The organism is Lysinibacillus sp. GW821-FHT14F06, from assembly GCF_058803665.1.
Genome location: NZ_JBXAPF010000015.1, coordinates 76,939 through 90,358, shown reverse-complemented (window position 1 = coordinate 90,358; position 13,420 = coordinate 76,939). Strand labels below are relative to the sequence as shown.

The 13,420-nt window shown below is 36.2% G+C and carries 12 protein-coding genes; 7 read left to right on the top strand and 5 right to left on the bottom strand.

The window, feature by feature from the left end; genetic code table 11:
• Window positions 1-39: 39 nt before the first annotated feature.
• Window positions 40-1,644, bottom strand: coding sequence for an AraC family transcriptional regulator (locus AC1RNS_RS14675; protein ID WP_492993672.1), 1,605 nt, complete (start codon window positions 1,642-1,644; stop codon window positions 40-42).
• A 434-nt stretch (window positions 1,645-2,078) separates the two neighbouring features.
• Between AC1RNS_RS14675 and AC1RNS_RS14670 the strand changes: the two genes are divergently transcribed.
• Complete coding sequence (locus AC1RNS_RS14670) at window positions 2,079-3,065, top strand: ABC transporter substrate-binding protein (protein WP_492993670.1); 987 nt, start codon at window positions 2,079-2,081, stop codon at window positions 3,063-3,065.
• A gap of 406 nt (window positions 3,066-3,471) precedes the next feature.
• On the opposite strand, the gene AC1RNS_RS14665 is transcribed toward AC1RNS_RS14670, so the two are convergent.
• The 4 genes from AC1RNS_RS14665 to AC1RNS_RS14650 all read right to left on the bottom strand — a co-directional run bounded on the left by AC1RNS_RS14665 (window position 3,472) and on the right by AC1RNS_RS14650 (window position 6,902).
• Window positions 3,472-4,131 (bottom strand): peroxiredoxin-like family protein, encoded by a 660-nt coding sequence (locus AC1RNS_RS14665; protein ID WP_492993669.1) that lies wholly within the window; start codon window positions 4,129-4,131, stop codon window positions 3,472-3,474.
• Between the two features lie 90 nt (window positions 4,132-4,221).
• Window positions 4,222-4,917, bottom strand: coding sequence for a Crp/Fnr family transcriptional regulator (locus AC1RNS_RS14660; RefSeq protein ID WP_492993668.1), 696 nt, complete (start codon window positions 4,915-4,917; stop codon window positions 4,222-4,224).
• 303 nt (window positions 4,918-5,220) lie between these two features.
• Window positions 5,221-6,165 carry a DMT family transporter gene (locus tag AC1RNS_RS14655; RefSeq protein WP_492993666.1) on the bottom strand — a complete coding sequence of 315 codons (945 nt, stop codon included), beginning with the start codon at window positions 6,163-6,165 and terminating at the stop codon, window positions 5,221-5,223.
• A 137-nt stretch (window positions 6,166-6,302) separates the two neighbouring features.
• Window positions 6,303-6,902: a nitroreductase family protein gene (locus tag AC1RNS_RS14650; RefSeq protein ID WP_492993664.1), complete on the bottom strand. Its 600-nt coding sequence runs from the start codon at window positions 6,900-6,902 to the stop codon at window positions 6,303-6,305.
• Window positions 6,903-7,059: 157 nt separating this feature from the next.
• Between AC1RNS_RS14650 and AC1RNS_RS14645 the strand changes: the two genes are divergently transcribed.
• The 6 genes from AC1RNS_RS14645 (at window position 7,060) to AC1RNS_RS14620 (ending at window position 13,024) form a co-directional block, all read left to right on the top strand.
• Window positions 7,060-7,929: a LysR substrate-binding domain-containing protein gene (locus AC1RNS_RS14645; protein WP_492993663.1), complete on the top strand. Its 870-nt coding sequence runs from the start codon at window positions 7,060-7,062 to the stop codon at window positions 7,927-7,929.
• Window positions 7,930-8,042: 113 nt separating this feature from the next.
• Window positions 8,043-8,291 (top strand): hypothetical protein, encoded by a 249-nt coding sequence (locus AC1RNS_RS14640; RefSeq protein ID WP_492993661.1) that lies wholly within the window; start codon window positions 8,043-8,045, stop codon window positions 8,289-8,291.
• A gap of 202 nt (window positions 8,292-8,493) precedes the next feature.
• Complete coding sequence (locus AC1RNS_RS14635) at window positions 8,494-9,234, top strand: MerR family transcriptional regulator (RefSeq protein ID WP_492993659.1); 741 nt, start codon at window positions 8,494-8,496, stop codon at window positions 9,232-9,234.
• Entirely contained in the window at window positions 9,227-10,945 is a 1,719-nt protein-coding gene (locus tag AC1RNS_RS14630; RefSeq protein WP_492993657.1) for an ABC transporter ATP-binding protein, read from the top strand. The genes AC1RNS_RS14635 and AC1RNS_RS14630 overlap by 8 nt, the downstream gene beginning before the upstream one ends.
• Window positions 10,946-11,112: 167 nt before the next feature.
• Window positions 11,113-11,988, top strand: a complete 876-nt coding sequence (locus AC1RNS_RS14625) for a helix-turn-helix transcriptional regulator (RefSeq protein ID WP_492993656.1) — start codon at window positions 11,113-11,115, stop codon at window positions 11,986-11,988.
• Between the two features lie 214 nt (window positions 11,989-12,202).
• Entirely contained in the window at window positions 12,203-13,024 is an 822-nt protein-coding gene (locus AC1RNS_RS14620) for a DUF2785 domain-containing protein (RefSeq protein WP_492993693.1), read from the top strand.
• Window positions 13,025-13,420 lie beyond the last annotated feature (396 nt).

The following is a 13,420-nucleotide window of genomic DNA, read 5'->3' as shown; positions in this document are numbered from 1 at the left end:
AGAGTGCCTACTATAGCGTAAAGTGCCTTAAAAATTGGATTATTGTGTTATAGGGCAATCGCTATCTATAATCGATTGTTCAATCTGTTGCATAATTTTCCTTTTGCCAAACACACTGCAATTGTTAATCCATAAACCCGTATCTACATAAAAAACACGCTTATTTTTCACAGCATCTAAATTTGCCCACTGCTCACTTTTTTGTAAAGTAGCTAAGCTAATGTCGGCGGTATAATAATCCATTATGCGTTTTTCAATAAACAAATAAGTAGGATTGGCTGCCACTAATTGTTGTAAGGAACATATGTTGAAACTATTTTCATTTGCGCGCAATATTTCAGGCATTTGTAAGCCAAGCTCCTGATATAAAAGAATAGCCGAGTCACTAGAAGATTCACCAAGATAGCGATAACCCAATTCCTCTACACGTAAGTAAAGTACAGTAGCATCCTTTACAATCTGATGTTGTATTTTATTTTTTAGAACATCTACCTGTGCCGTAAGCTCGTGAATGATTTGTGTAGCCTCATTCTCTTTATAAAACAATTCACCAAAATAACGAATGAGTGAATTTAAATCATAAGGTAGTCCAGTTATAACGGGGGCGATCGTTTGGAAATGTTGTTTTGTCTCTTCCGTTAGGTCGACACTGATAATTAAATCGGGTTGTTGTTGTACAATTATGTCTTGTTGAATCACATATTGAGGCATTTCTAAAATGGTTGCACCAACTTCATGAAAAAGAATCTTTTGATACTTTGGAGTTAGGGAGCTAGTCACAGTAACACAATTAGGTACAACACCTAATGCAATCGCAATTTCTGCGTGTGCAGGTGAGAGAAAGCAAACACGATATTCACCAACAGTCTTTTTGAATTGCTTAGGTGGGCGACCAACGATGCGTTTAAACTGTCGACTAAAGTGTTGCACATCATCAAAGCCAACTTTTTTTGCGATATTTTGTGATAAATCATTTGTTGTTAATAGTATTTCTTGTGCGCGAAAAATACGATAACTAATTAAATAAGCTATCGGTGTTTTATCATATAACTCAATAAACTTTCTCGAATAATACCATGGGCTATATCCAGCGATAGCTGCTAGTTCATCTCTTGTCATCATTTGATAATATTTTTTTTGCATATAAATAACAGTATGTTCAATTTTTTGTTCAAGTGTGTATTCTTCTGTTGGCCTCTCTTGTTGTAATTCCTTCAACAAGCTGTATAAAATAAATTGTTGAATGGTGATATGTAGATGGTCTATGTTTTTAGCAAGCGATATGCGAATATCTGCGATGACCGTTTCAGGCACTCGTTGAATGTAGTAACCATCCATTGTTTCGATAGAAAAATTACAGGTCGATTTCATTTCTGTATCATACAGCACAAATCTAATTATATAGCCTGAAAAATCAAGTCGGTTTTTATTTGTAAGTTGGATAACTGCACCACTTTCAAGGGCAATTAAATGCCCAAATACAATATGCTCATTGTGCCCATTAATGGATAGAGTGGTTTGGCCATCCGTAATCAATAAGAGAGCAGCACTATCAAGATGTATCGTTGCTTTTTGAAATAATGATTTGGCTAAATCTTTTATTTCTGTGCAATGTGCCAGCCAATTAGGATTAGAATCAAGCATTTATTTACTCCTTTAGTTTGTTGTGATAAAAGTATACTACGGAATGTCACAGCAAACGGAATAAAAACCACAAGTTCAAAATGAATAACATAAGGAAATAAATTTCGTCCTTGGCGTAATTGCCAAAGAAATAAGTTAAAAGGTTGCACATTTTAATTGAGATAAATTAAGAGGCTGTTACATAACTAGCTCATATCTAAGAAAAAGAGAAATCGATGTCATTCGATTTCTCTTTTTCTTGGGTATTCTATTTCCTTGACAATGACCGTATATTTTTGGAGATTTGCTACCATTAATGCAAAGCCTGTTTCGTTTCGTTTTTGATGGCAGTTGTTAAAACGATGTATAGTTCCATAATATTCTAAAACAAACTATTGAAAATGATTATCATTTTCAATATAATGAAATACAATAAGCTTTAAAGGAGAAGGATAATGAATAAGTACATAAAAAATTCCGGATTAGTAATGTTGGTAATGAGTCTACTGCTAATAATGGCGGCTTGTGGCAGCAAAAATGATGATACATCTCAAGAACAAAAAGGTACAAATAATGACAAGGAATCTACAATGACTGAAACAACACGTATTGTAACAGATTCGATAGGGCGTGAAGTAGAAGTACCAATAGACCCACAACGTGTAATTGTGGATTGGGATTTAGGTCACGTATTAGCTGTAGGTGTTGTACCAGTTGCTTCAACAACAAAGGTCATTGGTTATGGTGAATTTTTAAAAGATTACTATCAAGGGCAGGACATTGTAGATCTTGGAAATGAGGATGCTGTATCTTTAGAAACAGCTACTAGTCTAAAACCAGATTTGATTATTACGTTTGCTGAAAAAAATGTTGAGCAATATGAAAAAATTGCACCGACTATTGTGTTCAGTACGGCTAGCTACGACAGTGTGGAGGCAGAAATTACAGCAATTGGTGAAATGTTAAATCACCAAGAGGATGCGAAGAAGTTTATAGCAGATTACACAACCCGTGCAAAGGTAGCTGAAGAAAAAATTAAAGCCGTAATCCCAGAAGGCATAACATTCTCACTCTTTACGTTAGCAGAGAAAGAAATTGCGGTGATTCCAAGTGGTAACTCAGGCGGTGAAGCGATGTATGATTTATTAAAACTTACACCACCAGCATCTATTCAAAAGCTAATTGAAGATAGCAACGGAGATTGGCAGAAGCAACGTATTTCATGGGAAATTATAGGTGACTATGTAGGTGATTATGTGGGTATTTTAGATTATGGTCAAGAATATGAAACGACTTTCACATGGGATAGTTTGGATGTCGTGAAAAATAACAAAGTGATTACATTCGATGGGAAGTACTTCTTCGCAGCAGATCCAATCTCTGTTATCAATCAAGCAGAACACATGGCAGATCAAATTATTGAATTGGTACAAAAACAATAAAGTGAAACTACAATCAGTGGGGTTTTCCAATTCTCCACTGATTGTTAATTTTCACTTATCAGGCTAATACGGCCAGTTGATCGCCCACCTATCCTTATCGTTTTCTCAAGTCTTGAGGTGGGCATCTTGTACTTGCCTCGCTATTAATACAGATAAATTACTGTATGTTGATGTGGGATAAATAACGATCAAGGAGAAGATCAACCTTGATCGTTATTGTCATGTAGTAAGGAGGAAACAGTTATGAAATATGAGACTCACATGCTGTTATGGAAAACATCCATGTCAGGTTGATAACTCTATTCGTGTACTGTCTTACAAGCTCTCTTCCGATTTACAATAGAATTCGGAGTCGGAATATTGTACATTAAATTGCAGGAGAAGTCTCCATCATGATGACAAAACCTTATAATGAGGCCAGCACGTCCAATACTTGCGAAGGCTCCAGCCTCCGTTTATAGTCAGCTTCGACATAGGCTAGACGAATGATGTTCGCGCGATCAATGACATAAGTTGTTGGAAATGGAAGCTTCCAAGAGGAATCGCCATTATAATCGTCAAGCGAAATACCAAGGGACTGATAAACGTTGCGTATCGATTCGGAAAGCTCAAATACGATGTTGTATTGGGATGCAACTTCGTTACCAGTATCGCTTAAAACTGGAAAGGTGATACTGTTATTCGTTTGCATAGTAGTTGAGTAGTCGGGGGATTGCGGACTTATCGCAAGTATCCGAGCTCCTGACGCTTCAAATAGTCCTGATGCTTGCTGATAAGCGCGTAGAGTAATATTGCAAAACGGACACCAAACTCCGCGATAAAACAACAGGATAACAGGGCCGTGTGCTGTATAATCAAACAAGGTAACGTTTGTACCGTTCTGATCTTTCAGCGAAAAATCGGGAGCTTTTGTTCCAACCTTCAGGCCAGTAGTGAGACCTGATGCTTTCAATTGAAGGATCGATTGTTCAAACATTGTCACCGTTTCTGGAGTGAGCATCTGTTCCATCTGTGTAGTGGCGTTATCCAATTCAAGGTGTAAGGGTGAAAGAGGTGCATTTTTCATCAAGATCTCTCCATTTCGTCATATCATTTTAACTCTTCTCAATGATACGAGGTGGACGAAGTGAAAAGATGTAATTTAGTTTACAAGTTGCTATCTTTTGAGCAAATTTTGCGCTGACGCAAGAATGGTACGGCAAACGGCAACTGTACGGAATCCAGTACGGATTATACCAGTCTCCGAAAGTTCTTTTAGAGCCACGGATACGGCTTCTCTTGAAGCTCCTACCAAGTGAGCAATCTCCTGATGGGAAATGAGCATGTCGATTCGGCAGTAATCGTTACCTTCGTCCCAAACTCCGAACCGCTCTGAAAGTTCCACCAGAACATGAATGATTTTATCATGCAATTTTCCAATGGCTAGATTTTGAACGAGGCTGCTCATGTATGATAACCGTTCACTTATGGCTTTAATCATATTCATCATGAATCGTGGGCATCGAATGAGGTAGCTCTCGAAACGCTCTTTGTCCATTACACAAATGTCACTTTCTTCGATCGTTTCAATAAACAGTCCCCGTGTACCCAATGAAATATCACCTATCTCTCCAAAGATGTTCCCCTCGCTCAAGATATCCAAAGTGAACTGCTTCCCCTCATTATTTAGTTGATAGAGGCGCACTTTTCCCTCCTTCACAAAGTACAACTCTTCAGTGAACGTTTCAGGTGTTTGAATGAACGTATGCTTTGGAAAAGTTGTGATCGAAGTCAATTCGTCCATTTTGATCAAATCTTCAGTAGAGAGTGAACGCAGTAGGTTAAACTGGGACAAATATTGAATGCGATCCATCGATTGTTCCTCCCTTCCATACTCCTATATCTGAAATTAGCTTTTCGAGTGGAGTTTCACATCTCGCATCATATATATTCATAATACTATGAAAATAATATCTTATATAGGAACTCGTATTACAATACCGAAAATAGAGGATCAGCATGTGACATATTCACATACTGATCCTCTAAAGAAAGCGGTAATAGTGTATATAATGTTTCGTCCAAAACACGCCGTAATTGGCAAAAAACATAGTGCACTTAAGGGTGCTTACGCTTTTCTTACATAGATAAATGTACGGTATCTTCGGACTTTTAGTTATTCCTCATTTGCTTGTCTAGGAATAGCATAGGCTCTTTCACTTTTTTGCTTAGTGTTATAGTTTGATCCTAAAACACCTAGGAGAATAATGATGGTACCGAAAATATGATAGGATTGAATCGTTTCGTTTAAGAAAAGGACGCCAGCAATAATCGTAATTAATGTAGCTAAATTATTAAAGACACTCATTTTTGACGCTTCAATTTGCGAAAGTGCATAATTGGAGAAAAAGGAAGTTCCTAAAGATGAAAGCGCTCCAAGATAAACAATAGCGATGATAAACGTTCCGCTTGAAAATGGTTCGATGAATTGATGCATCGTTTTCGTTATCATATGATTACCAATAGCTACAATGTTAAAAAAGATGAAGCCAAAGAACGTCATCACGTAAGTTATCGTGAAAAATGAGTAATGTTGCACAAGTTTACGTGCTAAAACGGTATTGTAAGCACCAGTAAGGGCTGACAGTAACATAAGGACAATTCCTTTTATACTTTGTGAACCTGTATCTGCTCCATTCATAACAAAAATGAAAATGACACCTGAGACCGATAATAACACTGACACCTTTTGTAATGGTACTGTATGTTCTTTCAAATATATTGCTGCTAAAATCAGTGTGAAAATTGGTACAGTAGCTAGAATAATACCAGCCTCTGAAGAAGAGGCGTAGACTAGGCCGAACGTTTGAAATGTGAAAAACAAAGTAGGATAAACCAAAGCTAACGGAAGAATCCGCCATACGTCCTTCTTTGTCACATTTAAGCGAATCCTTTTCAAGACAATAATAGCAGTAGCGATGATAAAAGCTATAGAAAAGCGGTGTGCCAGTGTATCAAGCGGTGAAGAGGAAACAAGGCTCAGTTTTACGAACATAAATGAAAAGCCAATGATGAGTGCATACATGGTTGCAGAGAAATAAGCTTTTGATTTTTTAGACATTTTTCGAAGACTCCAATCCTTTTATCCCGCATAATCGGGCAGTAATACCCCCACCTCAAAAATTAGCTGTAGGCAAAGAAGTTAGGTGGGAGATAAGGAAAACTACCACGGATTAAAGTTTTACTTTATTAGATATATTAGCGAAACACTTTAAAGCGCTCTTCATTTGCCAAAAATTCTTTTTCACTTGGCACTGCTTCGATACTTCCAAATGGCATTTGTGCAGTTAATTTCCAATGATCCGGAATTCCCCATTCATCTTTCACATTTTGATCGATAAGTGGATTGTAGTGTTGTAGGGATGCACCTATTTTTTCTTGAGCTAATGCCATCCATACAGAATGCTGCGCAATTCCAGTTGCTTGTTCAGACCAAATAGGGAACTGATCTGCGTATAGAGAGAATTGATTTTGATACTGTTGAATGACGTCCTGGTCTTCAAAAAATAAAATGGACGCGAAGCCTGCACGGAAAGATTCTATTTTTTCTTCTGTTCGGGCAAAGTTCTCTGCTGGAACAATTGAGCGTAACTTTTCTTCAACTAGGTCCCATAATTTATCATGGTGATCGTTAAATAAAATCACTGCTCGTGAAGTTTGTGAGTTAAAAGCAGTTGGACTATGCTTTATTGCCTCCATAATAGTGTCTTGAAGTATTTCTTTAGTCTGTTCTACATTTTTTCCTAGGGCGTAAATTGAACGCCTCTTTTCCATCAATTCAATATATCTGTTCTTCATATTTGTAAACTCCTTTTCTGATAATTTCTCACAACAATATCCAACCAAAGTTCCTTTCCTTCTTAATACGTTCATTGTAAAATTCGATGTATAATAGTTCAATACTATTTTTTCTATATAAACAATAGGTTTTGACTATAGAAAAGGAGAAGTTGAAATGGAGATTAGACAATTAAATTACTTCCTTATGCTATGTAAAGAGTTACATTTTTCTGAAGCTGCGTTTAAATTGGGGATTTCTCAACCGACGTTAAGTCAGCAGATACGTGTTCTAGAAGGGGAAATTGGGGCACCTTTATTTGATCGAATTGGCAAAAAAACAGTGAAAACGGAAGCTGGTGAGTTACTTGAGCACTATGCTCTACAGGTTATTCAGGGTCTAGAAAATGCTAAGAAGGCTATCTCCGATCTGATAGATTTAAACATGGGGCATTTGCGTATTGCAATACTGCCTTCGGATCTTGATTATCGCTTAACCGAAATTTTAATTGATTTTCGCAAGGAATTTCCGAACACGAAAGTGCAAGTGTTTCCGACAATAGAAAGTTTATCAAAAGTGCTAGGCAATGAAGTTGATATTGGCATTGGTTTAAAGGTAGAAGCAGAACCTCATTTAGAGCGTATTCCATTCTATACGGAGAGGTACAGTCTATTTGTGAATGAAAATCATGACTTATCTCAGAGGAAGAGCATTAAACCTGAAGAGTTAATAGATATACCACTTGTCATGTATCCTCAAGGAAAATGTGGTCGTGACTTAATCGATAAATGGTGTGATAGACAAGGAATAACGATTAATAGTGTTATGGAAACAGGCTCGGCTACATCATTATTTCAACTCGTTCAAAAAGATATTGGTGCCACTATTCAACCTAGCCAACTTATCGAAAACTTCCAATCGCTAGGTATTCGATCAATACCAATTGAAAATGCACCAACTAGAGAACTTGATATCTTCTATCGTAACGACAAATATTTGAGTAAAGCAGCTGAAGGTTTCATGAAAAGAGTTATCGAACGATTTTAAAAGTAGAGCGCTGATTTACTTTTATAATCAGAATATAGGGGATATAACTATGAAAAATTAAATTTAGTAGGTACAAATTTAATGCAGGAGATAGTGAATTTGATGTATGGGATTTGGAAAACATAGGGGCTTTTAATAACGCGAATTTGCAGGCAAGTAAGGAAAATTTGGCGAAGTCTGTATATTTAAATATAGAAGGGATTGTATATAATAAATCTAAAATATATGAAGAATTATTTAGTACTTCTATAAGTAAATTAGATGTTAATTTAGAAGTGAATCCTCAAGTTGAACTGAATTTTTTAAGAGCACTTGTATTTAAAGATAAATATAAAGAAGAATATAAACTTAATTTCAGTTAAACTTTAGCGTACTTACATTAGTTATGGAGAGCCGAATCCAAGTAAGTGAATTTCACAGAAATAAAAATCATCGTATTAATCATATAAGACTTTCATTTATTAAAGAACACGATAGGTTGTGTTCTTTTTTTGTTAAGTGAATTAAAGCAGTTGCATCTAACGTAACGGTAGATTTTATACTGAAGGAAAGGGAGATGAAAATATGTATTCAATAGGTCAATTTGCGAAGAAGACAGGGCTAACGGTACGAGCTTTACGATTTTATAGTGAAAAGGGTTTGCTAGAACCATGTTTTATTTCAGATTCGGGACATCGTTATTACAATGACGATAGTATTGAAGCAATTCAAAAAATCGTAACAATTAAATATTTAGATTACTCATTGGAGGAGATTGAAGATCTTTTACGGAATGGGGAACAGCAGCTAATAGAATCATTAATGTTTCAAAAACTACAACTAGAGAAGAAGCGAAACCAAATTGATCGTGTTATTGCGAGCTTGGATCAGGCGATTGAAATAGGAAAACAAAGTGAAGTAATCGATACATCAAATTTTTTAACGGTGATTTTTAACTTATTAAAAGAGGATGAACAAAAGGACTATTGGCGAAGTATATTACCTGATGAGTTGGTAGAGCGCCTATATGACTTTTTCGGAATGAATATTATTGAATTAAATCAAAAATACATAGATTTAGCAAATCAGTTGAAGCGGGCATACATTCAACCGATTCAAGACGAATATTTGAAATCGTTAATCGAGCAGTTAATCTCACTAATTCCACAAGATATAGTAGAGGAGTTAGTAGAAGTATTAAAGGAATATGAGGATATTCAACTAAATGAATGGTTATTTCCTACACCCTTTACAAAGGAAGAGGAAGAGTGGTTTATTTCGCAGGCTGAAAGACTTGGGGTGTATGGAGGGGTGGATGATGAATAATTCTGTAAGAGGAATTTGGCAGCTTGTTAATAGTAATCGATTGTCGAAGAAACTCATGATAGGTACTCTTTTACTAAGTATTGTTGAAACACTTATCGGTTTGGCTGTTCCCTTAGTTACGATGAGAATGATCAATGATTTTTCAACGATTGGCTTTTCATTGCAGGCAATATTATTAGTAGGTGCATTTCTAATTTCCCAAGCTGTACTGAGTGGAGTAACGTTTTATATGATGCGTAAACTTGGGGAAAGAATTGTGGCTAATTTGCGTAATACGGTATGGGCACATGTTTTACGGTTAAGAATTCCTTACTTTGATGCACATGAATCTGGTGAAACAATGAGCAGAATTACGCAAGATTCCAATGTTATTAAGGAGCTTATTACAGATCATTTAATTAGTTTTATTTCTGGTTTATTTGCTATTGTTGGTGCAGTAATAATATTAATTATCATTGATTGGAAAATGACACTACTGATGCTAATTGCGGTTCCAGTAGCAATTTTATTGACATTGCCTCTTGGACAACGTATTCATAAAATCGCGAAAGAAAATCAAGACGAACTTGCTAGTTTTACTGGACATTTGGGACGTGTATTAACGAATATTCGACTCGTGAAAGCTTCGCAAACAGAAGATTTTGAGCAGCAAAATGGGGAAGAAAAAATTCATCAATTGTATCGATTTGGGTTGAAGGAAGCAAAAATATTAGCGGTTTTATCACCGATTATGACGTTCATTATCATGGTTGTGCTCATATTATTATTTGGGTATGGTGGCGCAAAAGTAGCAACAGGTGCGATTTCAGCAGGTGAACTTGTAGCGATTATGATTTACCTTGTGCAAATTATTATGCCATTTACGCAAATGGCAACATTTTTCACTGCACTTCAAAAAGCAATGGGGGCAACGGAACGATTACAAGAAATTCTGAACGAACCAATCGAAGGGCATGGGATGAATGTTATTTCTTCTCCCAATGAGTCGATTGTTTTTGAAGATGTTGCGTTTCAATACAATGATAACCCTATTTTAAAAGGTATTTCCTTTACGATTCCAGCAGGAAAAACAACCGCATTGGTTAGTGCCAGTGGGGGAGGAAAGACCACAATGTTTTCATTAATAGAACAATTTTATGATGTAACAGATGGTACTATTCGATTTGGAAACCAGCCTATTGAAAGTATCGATTTAAAGCAGTGGCGCAGTCTATTTGGCTATGTATCGCAAGAAGCACCACTCATGAATGGAACAATTCGAGATAATGTAGCTTATGGAAAAAATGACGTTTTAGAAGCAGATATTATAAGTGCATTAAAAAACGCTTATGCATGGCATTTTGTCCAACAATTTGAAAAAGGATTAGATACAGAAGTAGGGGAGGGAGGAATTAAATTATCAGGTGGGCAAAGGCAGCGGATAGCGATAGCACGTGCATTACTCCGAAATCCAGCGATATTATTATTGGATGAAGCAACATCTAACCTTGATAACGACTCAGAGAGAGAAGTACAAAAGGCATTCGAGCGTGTAATGAAAGAACGTACAACGGTTATTATTGCTCATCGCTTATCGACAATTACACACGCGGATCAAATTCTAATGTTTGAGGATGGTCTGATTACGGGCTCTGGAAAACATGAGGAGCTTCAAGAAAACCATACTTACTATAAACAGCTAATTAAATTAATGACGACAGAAGCTATATAATGAATAATTAGAAGTTTGAATAAAGTAGGAAAGTTGTTACCTAGTGAAACAATCCGAATTGCACTTACTGTAATATTCATGCAATTATAGAAAGAGTAGTAAAATAGCAATCAATATCAAAAAAAATTTTGTAGAATCCTCTAAAATTAGGTAGTGAGGTGAGCAAAATGTATAGCGAAGTAACTCAAGATGTAATTTGTTCTTTAGAAGAGTGTTTATTAGATGATTGGCAGTTAGATGATTATGCATCACATATTGGTTATTCAAAATTTCATTTATCACGTATTTTCAAACAAGAAACTGGATTGACAATAAGTGAATATATTCGAAAACGAAGACTGGCAACAGCAGCAATGTATTTATTATATTCAGATGAATCGATACTTCAAATTGCGTTTGAGTTACGTTATCAATCACAAGAAGCATTCACACGTTCTTTTAAAGAGCTATATAAAATGCCACCAGGCAAATATCGCAAAATCATGCGAACACTTCAAGGGACGGAGGAAAAAAATATGAATGATTTAACAACAATCAAAGGCTGGATTTTAAGTGGTTCACACCCAACTTTTTATGAAATGAAAGCCGATGGACAAGTATTTCATACGGGTATGAAATCAGGTTTACTGTCTTCGAAGACAGATGTAGGTGAAGGTCAATTCGGGACAATGATGCAAAGTTTTTCAGCAGAAAATTGGTTAGGAAAACGTATAAAAGTATCTTGTTTCTTAAAAACAGACAAAGTTGTAAAATGTGGAGTGTGGTGTCGAGTAGATAATAGTACAGGTGATGTGATTCAGTTTGATAATATGGATAATCGACCGATTCAGGGTACAACGGACTGGAACCTGCATTCGATTGTATTAGATGTACCAAAAGAAAGCGCTTCTATTCACTTCGGTGTTCTATTAACAGGAACAGGTAAAGTGTGGACTGATGGATTTAAGTTTGAAGAAGTAGATTTATCTGTTACATCAACAAATATGCTTGGTCAAGAAAACTTGCCATTAGAGCCGATTAATTTAGGATTTGATGAAGGGTAATTATTTTTGACGAGGCTTGGTTGAATAGGGCTCATTTAATTGAAGAAACTTTTTTATAAAAATCTAAAACTTAGTTGAAAAGATTAATGTTTATAAAAGAGATATACTGTTTTAAATAAAGTTGCACCGTTTTACCCCTTTAGATATGATTTTCTAAAGGGGTGTTTTTATGTCTAAAACAGGAAGAATATCTGAGGATACGAGAACCAAATTGATGCTGGATTTGCAAAGAATTGAGAAGGATGAGTATCAGTTACGAGAAGGTGAGCAGCATCAAGATTTCTTACCTTTGTTACTTCAATATATCGGTGATCCTCAGCCAGAATTACGAGATAACCTGATTTATCCGATGTTTTATATGTGGATTAAGGAAGAGAACAGATTCAATGAAGAGGAGTTGCGTAGCCTTTTAACTGTTTTGACTGATGAGAACCATTTGTTCTTTAATATTGGCAGCGAGGATGATCAGTCAGTTTTTACAAGGACGTTTTCTGCATTGCCTATCGCTTTGATTGTGCAATGCCACAGGCAGAATCCATTTTTAAATCAAGAAGAAATTGAGCAATTAATGTATACAATGCTCCGTTATTATAAAGAAGAGAAGGATCTGCGGGGCTACCTTTCTGTAGGAGGCTGGGCTCACAGTGCGTCTCACGGTGCAGATGTTTTTGTCGAGCTGGTACAATGTGATGAGAATAGCGTCGCAATGCTGAGGGAGGTTCTTGTCGCTATTTCTAGCAAGCTCCATAATGGAAGACACATTTTTAGTGATGAGGATGATGAGCGGTTGGTCAACATCGTGGATACGATGATTGACAAAGAGTTACTTCCACATCAAGAAATCGCTGATTGGATTAGTGACTTAGCGCAATGCTGCAATTTGCCGAAAAGTCGCAGTCAAGTGATTGCTCGTGTGAACAGTAAGAATTTTTTACGTAGCCTCTATTTCAGAAGGGGACGAGATAGCCGAGGGAATGAGCTTAATACTGTCATGCTTGGTACTGAGGCAAAATTGAACAGGTTTTCTATCAGTTAAAGGATAGATGGGCTGTCCCAAAAGCTATGGAAAATCGGCTGAGGTTTGTTCGACATGTTTCTCTATTAAAGAGTGCTTTTATGAAAAAATGATTCTATAAAATATAGTGCGAGCGTGTTTTGATTAATCTTTTTAAAACAAGCTCTTTCTTTTTGCTTGTTTATCAAAGCCAGTAGTATTGAAATACTATGTTGAAATCCAGGGTCAAAAGGTCCGTTTTATGGAATTACACCTTTTAAACATGGATACATATATTAAAATTTAACTGTATTGTTTTCCATCTGAAATGGACAAGAGAGGTATTTGAGATTTATGGGAGAAGCTTGTATTTTAAATTGCGAACATTGCTCTTACAATCAAAATGTTTTTTTAGGAATTGGATTTAGGTATATGGAC

Coding starts and splice junctions, on each gene's coding strand:
- AC1RNS_RS14670 (WP_492993670.1), top strand. CDS start 2,079: ATGAATAAGTACATAAAAAATTCCGGATTAGTAATGTTGGTAATGAGT.
- AC1RNS_RS14635 (WP_492993659.1), top strand. CDS start 8,494: ATGTATTCAATAGGTCAATTTGCGAAGAAGACAGGGCTAACGGTACGA.
- AC1RNS_RS14665 (WP_492993669.1), bottom strand. CDS start 4,131: ATGAAAAATGCACCTCTTTCACCCTTACACCTTGAATTGGATAACGCC.
- AC1RNS_RS14650 (WP_492993664.1), bottom strand. CDS start 6,902: ATGAAGAACAGATATATTGAATTGATGGAAAAGAGGCGTTCAATTTAC.
- AC1RNS_RS14660 (WP_492993668.1), bottom strand. CDS start 4,917: ATGGATCGCATTCAATATTTGTCCCAGTTTAACCTACTGCGTTCACTC.
- AC1RNS_RS14630 (WP_492993657.1), top strand. CDS start 9,227: ATGAATAATTCTGTAAGAGGAATTTGGCAGCTTGTTAATAGTAATCGA.
- AC1RNS_RS14655 (WP_492993666.1), bottom strand. CDS start 6,165: ATGTCTAAAAAATCAAAAGCTTATTTCTCTGCAACCATGTATGCACTC.
- AC1RNS_RS14620 (WP_492993693.1), top strand. CDS start 12,203: ATGCTGGATTTGCAAAGAATTGAGAAGGATGAGTATCAGTTACGAGAA.
- AC1RNS_RS14645 (WP_492993663.1), top strand. CDS start 7,060: ATGGAGATTAGACAATTAAATTACTTCCTTATGCTATGTAAAGAGTTA.
- AC1RNS_RS14675 (WP_492993672.1), bottom strand. CDS start 1,644: ATGCTTGATTCTAATCCTAATTGGCTGGCACATTGCACAGAAATAAAA.
- AC1RNS_RS14625 (WP_492993656.1), top strand. CDS start 11,113: ATGTATAGCGAAGTAACTCAAGATGTAATTTGTTCTTTAGAAGAGTGT.